Source organism: Nodosilinea sp. LEGE 07298 (assembly GCF_015207265.1).
In the GTDB taxonomy this organism is placed as follows: domain Bacteria; phylum Cyanobacteriota; class Cyanobacteriia; order Phormidesmidales; family Phormidesmidaceae; genus Nodosilinea.
Window position 1 is genome coordinate 1 of the sequence record NZ_JADEXE010000156.1, and the last position, 16,163, is coordinate 16,163.

Genomic DNA, 16,163 nt, shown 5'->3' on the forward strand with positions numbered 1-16,163 from the left:
TCATTGGCATTGGGGGCGGGTTCGGCTGGTTGTTCACCCTGCTGATTTTTATTGCGATCGCCAACGTGGTGGTGCGGGGTCTGAGAGGCGCAGTCTCTGGAGATGATTACGCTGCCCCCGCTGGCAGCAACCCGCCAGTAGCGGTAGCCAAACTGCAGGTGGGCCTGCTGGCCGAGGCTCGCGGTCTGCAAGACGACCTCAACCGACTGGCGACCACCGCCGACACCGGCACATCTCAAGGGTTGGCTAAGCTGCTGCAAGAAACCACCCTGGCCCTGCTGCGCCACCCCGACTACTGGGCCTATGCCGCCAGCGAAGACAAGCAGACTCGCCTGCTCAGCGCCGAGCAAGAGTTTAACCGCTATGCACTCTCGGCCCGCAGCCGGTTCAGTGCCGAAACGCTGTCCAATGTCAACAACCAGCTCACCCAGGCCGAAATTCAGGCAAAACTGCCGGGCGATGCGGACCAGGCCCCTGGGGAGTACATTCTAGCTACAGTTGTTGTGGCAACCCAGGGCAAGCTTGACCTGCCCGATATCTACTCCTCTGCTGACCTGCGCCAGGCTCTGAGCCACATTGGTGCGGTCTCTGGCGAAAACCTGCTGGCCGTGGAGGTCCTCTGGACGCCCCAGCAGTCGGGAGAAACCCTCAGCGGTGATGAGCTAATTGCCCAGTACCCAGAACTGAAGCTGATTTAGGCCGTTTGAACTATAAGCGTTATGAAGAAGGCCCCTTGATAAACAAGGGGCCTTTTTTTGGGTCTGCGGCAGCTGGTGGCTTCGACTCCGCTCAGCCACCGACTAGGCTCAACTGCGCTGGCCTGGTAGCAAGCGGATAGCTGACAAGCTCAGCGAAACCAGTTCTGGAGCAGTTCGGGCGATCGCCACAGCAAGTACCCTGCCAGGCCAAAAGTACCTGTAATCACCCCAGTGGCCACGTAGCCCAAAATCATCATCACGCCGTCGGCTTCGAGAGTGGCCACCACAAAGATGAGAATACCGACCGTAGGGATGGGATTGGTCATCGGAATCGGGCTCATTAGTAGCAGGGTCAGCCAGCTAATGCAGACGCCGTTGACGTGCCAGATCGAGGGGTTGTTCGCTAGCCCAGGCAAGCGGGGCCGCACAAACCGCTCGGTCACCCGCGTTACCCGCTTGAGGTTACCGAGCACCTGCTTGGCCAGCACTGCGGGGAACTGGAACTGAGCCACTCGCCGGGGCAGCCAGGGCGATCGCCGCCCGACCGCCATTTGCAGCGATAGCAGCAGACAGGCCGACCCCAAAATGGTGGTAAACCCTGGCGGCATCGGAAACAAAAACGGCAGCACCAGCAGCCCAATCACCAGGCAAAAACCTCGCTCGGCGGTTTCGCTGAGCACGTGGCCAAGGGTCAGGGGCTGCTGGGCGACGCGCTCTAGCAGAGCTTTAATTTCCTGGGAAAAGCGGGGCTGGGGAGAGTCAGAATTCATAGCGGCAGCGAGGGTAGGACGTTAAAGAGCACTTTTAGACGCCTTAGGCAGACCGGGCTGCTTGCGTCGCAGGGCCAGCTGAATCACCAGCTTTTCGGCCTCCAGCCAAGCAAACATCAGGGCACTGAAGCCAAAGCAAATTGCCAGCTCGATCGCCGATAGCGGATACAGCCCAAAAAACTGTGCCAGAGGGGGAACGTACAGTAACAACACTTGCAGACCGGTGGTGAGCAAAACCGCACCCCACACGTAAGGATTTGACAAAGGATTGAGCTGGGCCGTTAAGCGAGTGTCTGAGCGGGCCGCCAAAGCGTGGCCCATCTGGGCCAGGCAGAGGGTAGTGAACACCATCGTCTTCCAGGTGTCAGGGTGGCCGGGGTAGCCGGGGGCGTTGGTGTAGCGGTAGGCCCAGCCCATCAGCCCAATGGTTAGCACCGCCAGCAAAATGCCCACCCGCACCATGTAAGAGCCCAGCCCACGGGCAAAGATGCTCTCGCGTGGGTTGTGGGGTGGGCGCTGCATGGCATTGGGTTCGGCGGGCTCCATGGCCAGAGCCAGGGCTGGCACGCCATCGGTGACCAGGTTCATCCACAGAATTTGCAGGGGCGAGAGGGGCACGCCGCCCAGGCCCATGATCGGGGCGGCGGCGATGGTGAGCACTTCGCCAATGTTGCTGCCCAGAATGTATTTGATGAAGCGGCGGATGTTGTCGTAGACTACGCGCCCCTCTTCGGTGGCGGCGACGATGGTGGCAAAGTTGTCGTCGAGCAGCACCATATCGCTGGCTTCTTTGCTGACGTCGGTACCGGTGATGCCCATGGCAATGCCAATGTCGGCCTGCTTGAGGGCCGGGGCATCGTTGACGCCGTCGCCGGTCATGGCGACAAATTCGCCCTGCTTTTGCAGCGCCTGCACAATCCTCAGCTTGTGCTCGGGGGCGACGCGGGCATAGACGCTGACGTGGGGAACGGTTTGCTCCAGTTCTTCGGTAGAAAGGTGAGTCAGCTCGCGTCCGGTCATGATGGTGTCGCCGGGTTGGGCAATGCCCAGAGTTTCAGCGATCGCCTGAGCCGTCAGCGGGTGGTCACCGGTAATCATCACCGGGCGAATGCCGGCCCGTCGACAGTCCATGACGGCAGCACGCACCTCGGGACGCGGAGCATCGAGCATGCCCACCAGCCCCAGCCAGATCAGGTCTTGCTCTTCCGGCTCTAGATTGCCATTGGGATTTGATACGTTCGTAGGCTTCATGGCAAAGCCCAGCACCCGCAGACCGCTGGCCGCCATAGCGTCGTTTTGAGCCAGAATCGATCGCCGCTGAGCGTCGGTAAGCGGCTGGGGCTGACCATCGCCCTGGCTAGTGGTGCTACAGCGTTCTAGTACCAGTTCAGCGGAGCCTTTGCTGAACATAACCTGGGGAGCGAGGGGCCAGGCGGCATCGGCATGGGCCTGCACCACCACGCTCATGCGCTTGCGCTCTGAGGTGAAGGGCACTTCGGCGATGCGATCGCTCTGCTGCCCCAGCGTCGCCTGATTAAATCCACCTTTACCTGCTAGAGCCAACAAAGCGCCCTCGGTGGGATCGCCCAGCAGAGTCCAAATTGTGCCGGACTGGCTAAGGGTGGCGTCGTTGCACAGAGCGCAGGCCATCAACAAGGCCTGAAGAGCGGGGTCGGCCTGGGGTGCTATGGCCGCTCCATTTTCTAAAAGGTTTCCTACAGGGGCATAGCCCTCGCCCGTGACCTCATACTGGTGAGCCACGGTTTTGACCTGCTGCACCACCATTTTGTTTTGGGTCAGGGTGCCGGTTTTGTCGGAGCAAATGGTGGTGACTGAGCCCAGGGTTTCGACCGCAGGCAGCTTGCGAATTAGGGCGTGGCGGCGCACCATGCGCTGGGTGCCCAAAGCCAGGGTGACGGTAATCACGGCGGGTAGGCCTTCCGGCACCACGGCAACCGCCATGCTGAGGGAGACTTCTAGCAGCTCGTCGAACAGGCTGAGGTCACCGGTACGCAGCAGACCCGCCGCTACCACCAGAGCCACCAGCACCAGGGAGCCGGTCACCAGTACATTCCCCAATTGGGCCATCCGCTGCTGCAAGGGCGTAGGCTCAGACTCCACCGACTGGATCAGCGTAGCGATGCGGCCCAGCTCGGTAGTCATCCCCGTTTGGGTGACTAGCACGGTGCCGCGTCCCTGTAGAACTTCGGTACCCTGATAGACCAGGTTGAGGCGATCGCCCAGGGCAGACTCATCCTCTAAAAGCAGCTCCGGCTGCTTGATCACCGCCTCAGCTTCACCCGTCAGGGCCGCTTCGCGCACCTGCAAGTTGGCAGCACTGAGCAAACGGCCATCGGCGGGCACCTGCACCCCGGCCTCAAGCAGCACCACATCACCCGGCACCAGGGCTTTGGCGTCGATTTCCTGCTCCTGGCCCTGGCGAATGGTGCGCACCCTGGGGGAGGTCATATTTTTAAGGGCAGCCAGGGCTTTTTCGGCTTTGCTCTCTTGCAGATAGCCCAGCAGACCGTTAAGCAGCACAATGGCAAAGATCGCGATCGCATCCTTCGGGAAGCCCCCCTCGCGCAGATCGAGCACCAGCGACACCAGGGCCACGGCGATCAGCATCAGCAGCATGATGTTTTTGAATTGGTCCCACAAAATTTCCCAGGGGCTGCGGGTGGCCCCCTCCTGAAGCTCGTTGGGGCCGTAGACCTGCTGTCGATGCTCGACTTCGCTGGGGCTGAGCCCTTGAGGGCTGCTTTCTAACAGCGCGATCGCCCGCTCGGGGCTGAGAGTGTGCCAAAGGTTAGCAGAGGCGGGCGCGACAGCGCCTTTGCTGGGGAGAGTACTGTGAGTCACGACGGGAATTTACCTCAAAAAAATCGAGTGCTACTATTCGAGAGTGCCTAGCCATCATTTATAGCACTAAAAAATAGTGCTACTGCCAAAATGATCAATCCGTTTGTACCCCAGTCGCTAATTTGCCGCGAAGGTGAACTAGAGCAGGTCTGCTCTCTGCTGCGTCAAGACAGCGATTTTGTGGTGATTGGGGTACCGGGCATTGGTCGCCGCACCCTGATTCGCAATGCCGCCCGTCAGGAAAAATCGCGCTGCCTGGAAATCGATCTGCTGCGCTGCCGCAATGCGGGCCAGTTTCTGCGATTTTTGGCCGATGGTATTATGGACGCATTCTCAGAGCCGGGTGAAATTGCCCAAATTCAGCAGTGGAGTCTGAATCAGCCCCTGAGCGTCGATCGCACCCTGGGGTCTGAGGCACGGCTGGCCTGGCCCAAGCCCCTGGGCAAAGAGTGGCCCCTGTTTGAAGGATTACTGGCGCTGCCCCAATCTCTAGCGGAATGGTTCGACTGCCAGGTAGTGATTATGTTTCACAACTTTCCCCACATTCGCTCGTGGGACCGGCAGGGCAAGTGGGAAAGCCATCTGCGCCAGGAGATCGAGCGCCAGAGCCGGGTCAGCTACGCCCTGATTGCTACCGTGGCCGAACCCTGGATGATGGCCAGCCGTCTGCCGGTGATTGGGCTAACGCCCCTGAGCGATCGCGACTTGCAACCCTGGATTATTAGAACGATGGCGACGGCGGGCCTCAAGTTTGACCCCGAAAGCCAGGCGCTGGAGCTGTTTTTAAGCTATGTGCAGGGCCATATGAAAGATGCGATCACTCTAGCCCAGCGCCTTTGGCAGAGCTGCAATGCGATCGCCTCGCCAGCGCCCGAGCTAATTCAGGCGCACCAGGTCCACAGCACGATGCTGGCCCTGGTACAGGATATGGCCGTTGTCTTTGAAGCCCTGCTGCTGCTGCTGCCCCCCACCCAGGCCCGCGTACTCGAAAGTTTAGCGCTTGACCCCACCGATAGCCCCCAGGCCAGTGCCTATATCAAAAAGCACCAGCTCTCGCGGGGCGGCGGTTTGCAGGGCGCGCTGACCAGTCTGGAGCAAAAGGGCCTGATCTATGGCCCCCAGTTTGGCTACCGAATTGCGCTACCGCTGCTCGATTTTTGGCTCAGGCAGCGGCTGCGGTAGAGGGTTGGCTTACGAATTTTCGGCGGCGGTGACTAGCTCAAAGCATCCCGACACCGAGGTGGGAATGGTGCGGGGGCGATGGGTAACGGCATCGACAAACACCCATTCGGTCGCGCCAGTAGCCAGCACTGTATCGTCGCTGAGGCGCAAAAATTTGTACTGGCGGGTGCTGCGGGCTTTGCGCAGGGTGGTGACCCAGGTGCTGAGGCGCAGGCGATCGCCCCCAAAGGCCGGGCGCAGGTAAGTGATCTGGTGCGATCGCGCTACCCAGGTGGCCCCTAAAGCTTGGGTTTCAGCGGTGCAGCCGACGCTGGTAGAGTGAGCGATCGCGATATCCTGCATCCACTGCACGTAGGCGACGTTGTTGACGTGGCCGTTGCCGTCTACAACCCCAGACGGCACAACAAACTCGTAGTGGTAAAGAGCTTTCATAGAGCGATCCAATGGTTGGAAGAGCAGTTTTGTTGAATTATTGCTAACGTGCTGCCTCACATACACATTGGCTGTCTACAGTGAGCAGAGGAAGGCCAACCTGTTGTGTGTGGTATCAGCCCCTGGAGCCCACCAAAACTAGCCGACGACAAGCGTGGTTCTGTCATGCTGCGGAGCGACTCCAACGGAATAACGGAGCGAAGGGCAGTCGAGACATCTCGGTCGTTGTCGGTGATTGAAATCGCTATCTTCAAAAAATTACTCAATACACAATCTCATACTCTTCATTTTCAGCAGAATGAAGTTTCCAGTACTCTTCGGCAATGCGATCGCTGCTGTACTTGGGATCATCTCCATTTACAGTGCCACAGATGGTGACTGTGCCCACCTTAATCGGTGAGTCTTTGAGAGCTGCATGAAGTGTATTCGCCAAGACCCGAATTCCCGCTTTGCCAATGGACAATGACACAAAATCAGGTTGAGGATATAGAGAAAATCCACCGCCTGTTAGCAAAATTGTGCCTCGCTGTTGGTGCTGCATAGCTGGCAGAACGGATTGAACACACACCATAACCCCCGCGACATTAGCTTGAAAGTCGTTCACAAGGGTGTCGTAGGTTGTTTGTAAGATGTTTTCCATTCTGGGCACAGCCGCATTGTAGATGAGCACGACTGGCGTTCCCCATTGATTTTGAAGGTGGGTAAAGGCCCTCGTGACTGCGGCTTCATCGCCGGCATCAGCCAGGTAGTAGTGAGCCGTAATCCCTTCCGCTTGCAGGGTGGCCTGGTAGCCCTGCAATTTCTGCTCATTCCGGGCCAGCATGGCGATCGCAAATCCTTCTCGGGCAAATCGGCGGGCGATCGCCATACCATTGCCTTCACCCATGCCCACAATCACGCACAATTCAGTCATCTTGATTTCTCCTTAATATCATGGCGATGCTTAACGTTTGGATACAACCACCAGGCCAATAGCTTTGTCAGCCTTGGCATCACCACGTAGGTCATCAATGTGGTGGTTAGAAAAACCAGAATCAGCAGGCGGAGTACAGACGGTAGTTGTGCCAGCCAATCTAGGGGAAGAACCGTCAAAAGCTGATTAATACCAAAAATGGCAAGGCCAGAAACTAGCACCATTTTGTAACGGGGTGGGGGCAGCATTCCCGGCTTTGCAGGCAGCGTAAACCAGGTTTCCAACCCCGTGATAATTGAGAATGTACCCGTATCTACTGTGAAGCTATGAGCTTGAGTCAGGAACCGCTGGCGAAGCGGGGAATGTTCCCACCGCTTCAAATTTTCTAAGCGGTCAAACTTGAAAACAATGCGGTATTCGCTGTCATCTTGATGACTCGGACGAAACACCGATGAACCTAAATAACCTTCAAAGGTACTGGCTGTACCAATGATCTGCTCTAGTAATGCTTCAAATTCACGCTCCTTGCTCTTTTTGACCCGCTGTACCACCTCCACGGTGACAGGAGGATCGGTGTGCATGGCGCTAGCCCTCGCTCAACAAGGGCGCACCACTTACCCCAACGGCTAGACGCACCACCTGTGCAGGTTGCACGCCCGTTTCAGGAGGTAAGAACATGCCGCCATTGTTGACGACATACAAATCAGTACCGTGAAAGGCGACCGCCGTGCATCCGGTTACCCCCTGTTCGGCCTGGGCAATGATTGTTGAGCGACAATCGCGATCAATCCGAATCACGCTGTTGTAAACATGGGTAGCGCCATAGAGATTGCCGTGGCAATCAAAGGCAAAGTCATCAATGTTTGTCCCTTCGATAAAAATCTCCGGCTCCTGGGGTTTGAGGCTCTCATCGAGCGGAATCTGCAACAACACCATCCGTTCTGTGTTGGATGCATAGAGAATGTTGCCGAATCGCTTTAAGCCATTGACGGCTGGAAAGACGCTGGATTGATCGCTGCGAGCTAGGAGAGGATGCTCCAACCAGAGTTCGACGGATTGGGTAACAACATCAAACGACCAGATGGCACCTCGATAGGAATCGGCCATCAGGTAACAGCGAGCAGACAGTGGCGTAATGCCATTGAGAAATTGAGCGTTTGGTAGCGTTTGAAGGAACTGCACCTCACCATCCGATAGCACGGCAACAAAGGGAACGCCTTCTGCATTCCAGCCATTGACCAGGAACTGATGCGGCTCAATCCAGGAAATACCACTGACCTTCCCGCTGAGCTGAGCGTATACCGTAAGATTCCCGTCTGGCTTTAACAGGACTATTTCTCCAACGTTGTGGTTGGTGAGGTAAATATCACCCGATGAGAGAATCGCTAAATTTTCCAGAAATGTATTGATCGGAAACGTCGTAATGAATTGCGCGTGACATAACTCTACGGGGGTATCCGCGTAAATCGGAGGCAGGGCCATTTTTTACCTCAAGATCAATGGGGTTAGTGATGGAGTCATCCAATATTTCAAACTCTAAGTTAGTGGCGCTGACAATGTTCTCAATAATCTTGCCGTTTTGTATCCGCATCACCTGATTTTCGTGGAACTCGATAAGCGATCGCTCTTCGGCATGCCAAAAAAGTCTTTTTTATGTTTTCGGAAGAATCTTAATCGAACCGCAGCCCGATCGCTCATAGCAAAGCTATATTTTCAATATCTTTTATGCCGTACTCCTGAGGCTGAACCTAGGAAGACCCGCCTAGAAGTTAGAGTAGTGGCAGAACTAGAATAAATCAAATCGATTATAGAAATCCTTGGCATCAATGAAATCGATTGACCTTAGCGCAGTTGATCTCAACCTCCTCGTCGCTTTCGAGGCCCTGTATATCCATCAAAGTGTGACTCTCGCCGCCCAGCGCGTCCACATCGGGCAGCCTGCCATGAGCGCGGCCCTAGGGCGATTGCGATCGCTCTTGGATGATGACTTATTTGTGCGGGTGGGACGAGACATGAAACCAACGGCCAGGGCCGTGGCGATCGCCCCACAGGTGCTCTCTGCTCTAGACACTATTCGAGCCACATTAGCTGACCTGCAAACTTTTGACCCGGCTTCGTCACAGAAAACATTTACCGTCGCCACCTCCGATTATTTTGCCAGCATGATTCTGCCAGTATTGTTAGGCCTGCTCAGGCATCAAGCCCCGCAGGTTAATCTGCGGTTGCTCCCGGTGGAAAAAGCATCGCTGGTCAATTCAATCGAAAATGACACGTTTGATTTAGCTGTAGGGACATTCGCGAATTTACCGCCCTATATTCTTCAACAAACGCTGCTGTCAGAGCAGTTTATCGGCATTGCCCGGAGTGGACACCCGGCGCTAAAAGATGGGGTGATGAGTCTAGAAAATTTTGTCGGGTTTCCCCATGCGTTATTTACATTACGGCGAGATGATATCGGGATTATCGACCAAGCCCTGGCAAAGCAGGATTTAAAGCGACGCATCGCACTTACGGTTCCCTACTGGTTTGCCTTACCTTCGGCGATCGCGTCTTCTGATTTATTAGTTGCTATTCCCTCCTGTATGGCAGCCCAGGTTACTCAGCACTATTCCCTCCAGGCGTTTGAGATTCCGCTGCATTTATCGTCTTGGCCCATATCAATGGTGTGGAGCACACTCAATGACCAAAACCCTGAAAACTTTTGGCTGAGGCAGACGATTCAACACGCTTGTCAAGAAATTGTCAAAGGTCGAAATATCGATGCTTGAGATATCAAGCCTCTTGCAATAGACGGACAAAAAAAGTCATCTACCACTGCTAAAGGGGAACGTCAGACATTGCTGCCCTGCTCTCATTTCTACAGGAGCCTGTCTAGTGCCTCAGCGCTACGGCGCTACAATCTAGGCATTGCTGGGGTAGCTGTCTAGCCGTAGGGCCAATGGTAAACAAGGCGATCGCCAAAAGTTTGTCTCAGTGGGGTGTGTCCCGGTGGGGGTGGTTAAGTATTGGGCTGGGGTTGCTAACTCTGCTCTTTTTAGACGCGATCGTTAATCTTCAGGCTGAGCGCCTCTGGTTTGCTGAGGTCAACTACCTGGAGTTGTTTTGGGTACGGCTCGGGTCGCAGCTCGGGCTCGGCCTGATTCCCATCTTTTTGACCCTGCTATTTACCTGGAGGAACCTCACCCTGGCCGATCGGGCCAAGCCTCTGGATGCACCCAGCGATCGCCTCTCCCGAGCCCGCAGTTTGGGGCTGAGTGGTCTGCTGGTACTGGGCGCGACCCTGAGCTTTTTAGTCGGGGTGCAGCTCATCTACCAGGGCCAAATTGCCAGAGACTTTTGGCAGCAGACCACCACCCTCTACGACTCCAGCACGCCGCTGCCCCTGTGGCCCAAGCTGCAGCTGTTTGACGTCATTGGTCAAATTCTCATCGCCCAGCCCTGGCTGATCGTCGCCCTGGGCATTAGCACCGTGGCGTTTCTGATCTATCCCCGGCAGCTGGGGCGGCTGGCAGCGGTATTGATGAGCCTGGGCTATGGGCTAATTTTGGCCAAGCAGTGGCCCTCGGTGCTACTGGCCCTCAACCCGGTGCCCTACAACCAGGTCGAACCGATCTTTAACCGGGATATTGCCTTCTACATTTTTCGCCTACCGGTGCTGCACCTGCTGGAGTTTTGGATTGTTGGCACCCTATTTTTTACGCTGGTCAGCGTGTACCTGGTTTACTTACTGGCTGAAAACACCTTGAGCCAGGGGCGGTTTTATGGATTTTCGCCACCGCAGCAGCAGCACCTCTATACCCTGGCGGGGCTACTGTTTTTGGCTACTAGCTTTAGCCACTGGCTGGGCCGCTACGAGGTACTCTTTTCCCGCGAAGGGGTTGTGTACGGGGCGGGTTATACCCACATTCACGTACAGCTGCCCGCCAACTGGATGCTGGCTATCGTTACGCTGATTTTGGGGCTGATCTTTTTGCTACGGGGGCGGCTGGGGGCACCAGACTACATCAACCCGATGAAAAAATCGGCTCGGGCTAAGGCGCAGGAAGCAACCCTGGGCTGGTGGGCGGGGTTTGGCCGCACCAGCCTGCTTGTCAAGGGCATCTGCGGCTATCTGGTGCTGACGGTGCTGGGTCTGGTGCTGGCCCCCATGGTGGTGCAGCGGCTGGTGGTGCAGCCCAATGAGCTGCAGCGAGAGCGGCCCTACATTACCAATTCTATTGCGCTTACCCGGTCGGCCTTTGATCTGGAGGCGATTGAGTCAGAGCCTTTTGACCCCAGCGGCGATTTGACCGCTACAGACTTAGAGGAGAACGACCTCACTCTAGAAAATATTCGCCTGTGGGATTCGCGGCCGCTGCTCGATAGCAACCGCCAGCTTCAGCAAATTCGGCTGTACTACGAGTTTAAGGATGCCGACTTTGATCGCTACAGCATTTTGAATGAGCAGCGGCGATCGGAGCGCCGCCAGGTGATGATCTCGGCGCGGGAGCTGAACTACGAGCGGGTGCCTGAGATCGCCAAAACCTGGGTCAACGAGCACCTGGTTTATACCCACGGCTTCGGTTTTACCATGAGCCCAGTGAATACCGCTGGCCCTGATGGGTTGCCTACCTACTTTGTGCGCGGTATCGATAACATTCCCAGCAGCGATGAGGTGCGCCAGAGCATTCCGATTGGCGAGCCGCGCCTGTACTTTGGTGAGCTAACCGACACCTACATCATGGCCAACACTCGGGTGCTGGAGCTAGACTACCCCAGCGGCAATGAGAATATCTACACCACTTACCTGGGCCGGGGCGGCATCAGTTTAGATAGTCTCTGGCGACGGCTGCTGTTTGCCCGCCACCTGTTTGACTGGCGGATGCTGTTTACCGAAGATTTTACCGACGATACACGGCTGCTATATCGCCGCAACATTGCCGATCGCGTGCGGGCGATCGCGCCCTTTTTGCGCTTTGACACCGACCCCTACCTGGTAACTGCCGATATTGGCGATGCCTCTAGCCAGTGGGGAACTGGGCCTAACCAGGGTAGTCGTGCCCCGCAGAGTATTGACTTCGATACATTTCGCGATCGCGACCCCAACTTTATTGCCGAAAATTTCAATTCGCAGACCGGCGAGAACTACCTCTACTGGATTATTGATGCCTATACCGTCAGCGGTCGCTACCCCTACTCCGACCCCGGCGACAACGACTTTAACTACATTCGCAACTCGGTCAAGGTGGTAGTCGATGCCTTCAACGGGTCGGTAAGCTTTTTTGTCGCCGAACCCAATGACCCCATCATTCAAACCTGGGATCGGCTGCTGCCCAACATGTTTGAGTCGCTAGAGGCTATGCCCGAAAGCCTGCGGGCTCACATTCGCTACCCGCAGGACTTGTTTTCGGTGCAGTCCGACTCGCTAATGACTTACCACATGACCGATCCCCAGGTGTTCTACAACCGGGAGGACCAGTGGCGTGCCCCTAGCGAGATCTACGGCAGCGAAACCCAGCGCGTAGAACCCTACTACCTGATTATGAAGCTGCCCCAGGAGGAAACCGAGGAGTTTGTGCTACTGCGGCTGTTTACCCCGGCCCAGCGCAACAACCTGATTGCCTGGCTGGCGGCCAGATCAGACGGCGATCGCTACGGGCTGCGGCTGCTCTACCGCTTCCCCAAGCAAGAGTTGGTCTTTGGCCCCGAACAGATCGAGGCCCGCATCAACCAGGATCCGGAAATTTCCCAGCGCATCTCCCTATGGGATACCCAGGGGTCGCGGGCGCAGCAGGGCAACCTGCTGGTGATACCGATCGAGCAGTCGCTGCTGTACGTCGAGCCGCTGTACCTGGTGGCCGAGCAAAACCAGCTCCCCACCCTGACTCGCGTGATCATGGTCTACCGCAACCGGATTGCCATGGCCCCAACCCTACAGGCGGTGCTGTCAGCGATCTTTTTAGAAGAGCCAGAGCCTGCGGCTCCCATTTTGCGCGATCTGGGCGAAGACGCTCCGGACGACGACCCGCTGCCGGGGCTGCTTGACATCGAGACCCCCTCTGGCGCACCAGCCAACGAGGGCGAAGACCTTGCCGAGCCGGTGCCCTGAGAATTCTGGCCAGAGTTGAAGACTTGTCTTACGGACGATCTAAAAACTGCTCAATCATTTCTTTGGCGGGTTCAACCATGGCCCATGTGCCGTCGGCCTGGCGGCGCAGGGTGGCAAAGGAAACGTTATCGCCATTGCCAATTGGGTCGCCCTGGGCCAGATCGCCCAGCTTTGGCTGGCGCAGCCCGCAAAGGCGAAACAGGTAGGCGGGCACATCCGGGCTCGACAAAATAACGCACAGATCGGTCTTGCCCTCGGCAGGCTGCACCTGACCGTCGAAGGGCATAAATACTCGCTTGCCCTGCACGTCGAGGGTAATGTCGCCTAAACCGCTCTGCACCTGGTAGCCGGCCAGGCGATCGCCCGGCTGCAGCGCCCACTTTTGAGACAGGGTAACGTTGCGGGGGCCGGGGTTGGCGCTGGGGCTAGAGCAGCCCCAAAGGCCGCCCAGTAGCACCAGGCCCAAGACTCCCAGGCGGCGCTTTAATCGGTTTTTTTCGGGACCGCGATCGCTCACCATATGCCTTTGCCGTGTGCCCTGTCTAAACTCTGCAGCCCGCGAGAATAAACCCGCAGAAATACGCTTGAACTAAAGTTCATCCATACTGAATTATGCCACGGATCTTTTCGAGCGGCGCAGTGACCCGGCACAACGTTGTGCCTGAAGGGTTAGGGAAGGCGCTAGGATATTAACGCTCTTTGGAAGGCTCACCGTGTTTATCAGCGTTGTTACCCCCACTTACAACCGCCAGCCCATCTTAGAAAAATGCCTCCGCGCCCTGGAGCAGCAGGTCTACGACCCGGCGCTGATCACTGACTACGAACTGGTGGTGGTGGACGACGGCTCTACTGATGGCACTCAGGACTGGCTACGGCAACACGCTGCCGAGTTTCCCCACGTGCGGCTGGTTGAGCGCAACCATGGCGGGGCCGGGGCAGCTCGCAATTACGGGGTTGAGGTGGCCCGTGGCGACACCATTGCCTTTATTGACAGCGACGTGATTTTGGTGCCAGGGGCGCTGCAGGCCCACGCCCAGGCTCTAAGTGATGCCTACCAGCGGTTGGGGGACGATCGCGCCTTTAGCGCCGGTCGCCTGGTCAACACCTGTAACTTTGAGCAGCCCACCAACGAACCAGCCAAAGTCACCGATTTTTCAAACGCCTTTTTTGATACGGCCAACGTGGCGATCGCTCGCCACTGGTTGCTCACCGCTGGCCTGTTCGACCTCGACTTTCGCCTCTACGGCTGGGAAGATTTGGAGCTGGGGGTGCGGCTCAAAAACCTGGGTGTCTCTATGGTCAAGGTATCCGAGGCCCTGGGCTACCACTACCATGCCCCCTTCGCCCTCGATCAAATTCCTAAAATGATTGATCAAGAAATTCAGCGGGGCCGGATGGGGGCGTTGTTTTACCAAAAGCATCCCACCCGCGAAGTGAAGATGATGATTCAAATGACCTGGCTGCACCGCATTTTGTGGGGCGTGCTCACCGCTGGCGGCAGGCTCAACGAAAAGACGATGGCCCCCCTGCTGCGCTGGCTGATCGACCAGGGTAAACCCCAGGTGGCTCTGGAACTGGCGCGGGTGTTTTTGAACTGGTACACGGTGCAGGGGGTTTATGCCGCCTATAGCGAGATGCAGCAGGAGGGGTAGATGGGTGGATGGGTGGTCGGGTAGATGGGTGAATGGGGGTTAAAGCCAGATCGCTTAACCCCCGACGGGTTTACAGCAAGAGCATTTCGGCGGCGCTGGCGATCGCCATAGCGAGCAGCGCTACTGAAACGTACTGCATCACTGGTGCTTTGGGCTGGCGTCGCCGTTCGGCAGAGCGCAGCGCTCCTGAAATGTGGGGGGCACCCAGCAGGAAAAAGAACAGTTGGAGGATATCGACCTTCCGCCGTTCCAGGGTCATAGGGGATTGGGGATGCATCGGTGGTTCTCCTTTGCGACTAACACAGGTGCGATTAACACAGGCTCGGTCAGAGTTGACCAGGCACAATGTAACACAATATTAAAAGATGTTGTGTAATTGCACGTTGCGATCGCTGAAATTTGCGGCTGGCGATCGCTTTTGAGAAACCCTGCTCCAGATTATCCCTGGTGACGAGTGCCCCCGATTGCCACCAGGAATCGTTGACGACCGCCACCGCTGGAGGTTTCCGGCCTAGGGGTTACCAGAGATCGCTGAGGGGGTCGTGGGACGGCAGTTGGAAGGGGACAGGCGGTTGCTGATGCAAAACTTCGGCCACAAATGCGGACAGGGCCTGCCCCACCCAGCGGTTGCCCTCGGGACTGAGGTGAATGTGGTCGTAGTACAGCGGTTCGTAGCGGGTCTGCTGAAACCGGGGCAAAAAATTGAGGTAGGGCAGGCCCTCGGCCTGAGCGAAGGCGGTCAGTCGCTGGCGGGCAATCTGCTCGTAGTCGCGGGGGCCATCCTCCAGCTCGCGCCGCAGGGGGGTCATGGCGATCGCCAGCTGCCCTCCTGCCGCCTTGACCACCTGGTTAAGCTGACGAATGGCCTCTAAGTTGACGCCGACGCGATCGCCCCCCTGGTCGTGAAGCGCCTGAAGTTCGGCACTAGGCGTATACTTTCGGCGGCGGGCGACGGCCTCCCACAGGGCCAGAGGCGGGCGACGGGTGGGGTAATGGGGGTTGCGACCCAAATCGTAGCTATTGGGGGCGATCGCAAATAGGTCGTCGGTATTAATCACCAACAGCACCACCTGGGCCTCAAAGGTGCCAAACCGCAGCACGTAGCCCAGCTCGTTGCGTGGCCCCCAGGAGTTGGCCGAGGCATTGAGCACCTCCACCTGCTGAAACTCGGCGGGTTTGAGCGGTTCTAGAGCCGCCTGCACTTGGAGCGACAGCAGCTCAGATTGGTCGGTCCAGCCGCCGCCGTTGACGATCGAATCGCCCACCATCAGCACCCGCAGAGTATCGGCAGTACGGTGCGGTGATGTGGCTGGCCCCCGCATGGAGTAGGCGTTGATAGCGATGCGGTTGCCCCGCCGCCTCAGGGTTTGGTGGGGGGCCAGTCGATAGCCGGTGCGGGCATCGGCTACATAGAGGGGTGGGTTGCCCAGGCCATACCTAACCCGCAGAAAAATTTCCGCGACGGCCAGGGACAACACGCCGATGGCCAGTACCCAAATTGCGATTTTTACCAACGTTCTGCCAATTGCAGCACCAGCATTTTATCCAGTTTTGCCAGGTCAGGGC

14 protein-coding genes are annotated in these 16,163 nt (G+C 57.2%); 5 read left to right on the forward strand and 9 right to left on the reverse strand.

Translation table 11 applies throughout. The features are described 5' to 3' along the window. Positions 1-698, forward strand: a 698-nt coding sequence (locus tag IQ273_RS19745) for a DUF1517 domain-containing protein (RefSeq protein WP_194024879.1), incomplete at its 5' end; no start/stop codon positions are given. A gap of 149 nt (positions 699-847) precedes the next feature. Here IQ273_RS19745 and IQ273_RS19750 read toward each other — a convergent pair. Together IQ273_RS19750 and IQ273_RS19755 are read right to left on the reverse strand one after the other, a co-directional pair. Next, entirely contained in the window at positions 848-1,468 is a 621-nt protein-coding gene (locus IQ273_RS19750; protein ID WP_194024880.1) for an exopolysaccharide biosynthesis protein, read from the reverse strand. Positions 1,469-1,489: 21 nt separating this feature from the next. Then, positions 1,490-4,330, reverse strand: coding sequence for a cation-translocating P-type ATPase (locus IQ273_RS19755; RefSeq protein ID WP_313898176.1), 2,841 nt, complete (start codon positions 4,328-4,330; stop codon positions 1,490-1,492). 90 nt (positions 4,331-4,420) lie between these two features. Between IQ273_RS19755 and IQ273_RS19760 the strand changes: the two genes are divergently transcribed. Beyond that, positions 4,421-5,512 (forward strand): ATP-binding protein, encoded by a 1,092-nt coding sequence (locus IQ273_RS19760; RefSeq protein ID WP_194024881.1) that lies wholly within the window; start codon positions 4,421-4,423, stop codon positions 5,510-5,512. 9 nt (positions 5,513-5,521) lie between these two features. Here IQ273_RS19760 and IQ273_RS19765 read toward each other — a convergent pair whose 3' ends face one another. From IQ273_RS19765 to IQ273_RS19780, 4 genes are all read right to left on the reverse strand, one after another. Next, positions 5,522-5,944 (reverse strand): thioesterase family protein, encoded by a 423-nt coding sequence (locus tag IQ273_RS19765; RefSeq protein WP_194024882.1) that lies wholly within the window; start codon positions 5,942-5,944, stop codon positions 5,522-5,524. A gap of 262 nt (positions 5,945-6,206) precedes the next feature. Next, positions 6,207-6,857, reverse strand: coding sequence for an SDR family NAD(P)-dependent oxidoreductase (locus tag IQ273_RS19770; protein WP_194024883.1), 651 nt, complete (start codon positions 6,855-6,857; stop codon positions 6,207-6,209). Further along, a complete protein-coding gene (locus IQ273_RS19775) occupies positions 6,854-7,438 on the reverse strand; it encodes an antibiotic biosynthesis monooxygenase (protein WP_194024884.1) in 585 nt (194 codons plus the stop codon). The genes IQ273_RS19770 and IQ273_RS19775 overlap by 4 nt, the downstream gene beginning before the upstream one ends. Before the next feature lie 4 nt (positions 7,439-7,442). Further along, complete coding sequence (locus IQ273_RS19780; RefSeq protein WP_194024885.1) at positions 7,443-8,339, reverse strand: SMP-30/gluconolactonase/LRE family protein; 897 nt, start codon at positions 8,337-8,339, stop codon at positions 7,443-7,445. A gap of 344 nt (positions 8,340-8,683) precedes the next feature. Between IQ273_RS19780 and IQ273_RS19785 the strand changes: the two genes are divergently transcribed. Both IQ273_RS19785 and IQ273_RS19790 read left to right on the forward strand, forming a co-directional pair. Then, a complete protein-coding gene (locus IQ273_RS19785) occupies positions 8,684-9,625 on the forward strand; it encodes a LysR family transcriptional regulator (RefSeq protein ID WP_194024886.1) in 942 nt (313 codons plus the stop codon). 248 nt (positions 9,626-9,873) lie between these two features. Beyond that, positions 9,874-12,945, forward strand: a complete 3,072-nt coding sequence (locus IQ273_RS19790) for a UPF0182 family protein (RefSeq protein WP_228053421.1) — start codon at positions 9,874-9,876, stop codon at positions 12,943-12,945. 28 nt (positions 12,946-12,973) lie between these two features. Here IQ273_RS19790 and IQ273_RS19795 read toward each other — a convergent pair whose 3' ends face one another. Further along, positions 12,974-13,465 (reverse strand): hypothetical protein, encoded by a 492-nt coding sequence (locus tag IQ273_RS19795; RefSeq protein ID WP_194024888.1) that lies wholly within the window; start codon positions 13,463-13,465, stop codon positions 12,974-12,976. 193 nt (positions 13,466-13,658) lie between these two features. Between IQ273_RS19795 and IQ273_RS19800 the strand changes: the two genes are divergently transcribed. Next, positions 13,659-14,597 (forward strand): glycosyltransferase, encoded by a 939-nt coding sequence (locus IQ273_RS19800; RefSeq protein WP_194024889.1) that lies wholly within the window; start codon positions 13,659-13,661, stop codon positions 14,595-14,597. A 70-nt stretch (positions 14,598-14,667) separates the two neighbouring features. Here the strand turns inward: IQ273_RS19800 and IQ273_RS19805 are convergent, their stop codons facing one another. Then, the gene (locus IQ273_RS19805; protein ID WP_194024890.1) at positions 14,668-14,874 is read right to left on the reverse strand and encodes a hypothetical protein; all 207 of its coding nucleotides are present in this window, start codon (positions 14,872-14,874) and stop codon (positions 14,668-14,670) included. Positions 14,875-15,115: 241 nt separating this feature from the next. Continuing rightward, complete coding sequence (locus tag IQ273_RS19810) at positions 15,116-16,111, reverse strand: SGNH/GDSL hydrolase family protein (RefSeq protein ID WP_228053422.1); 996 nt, start codon at positions 16,109-16,111, stop codon at positions 15,116-15,118. Between the last annotated feature and the right edge of the window lie 52 nt (positions 16,112-16,163).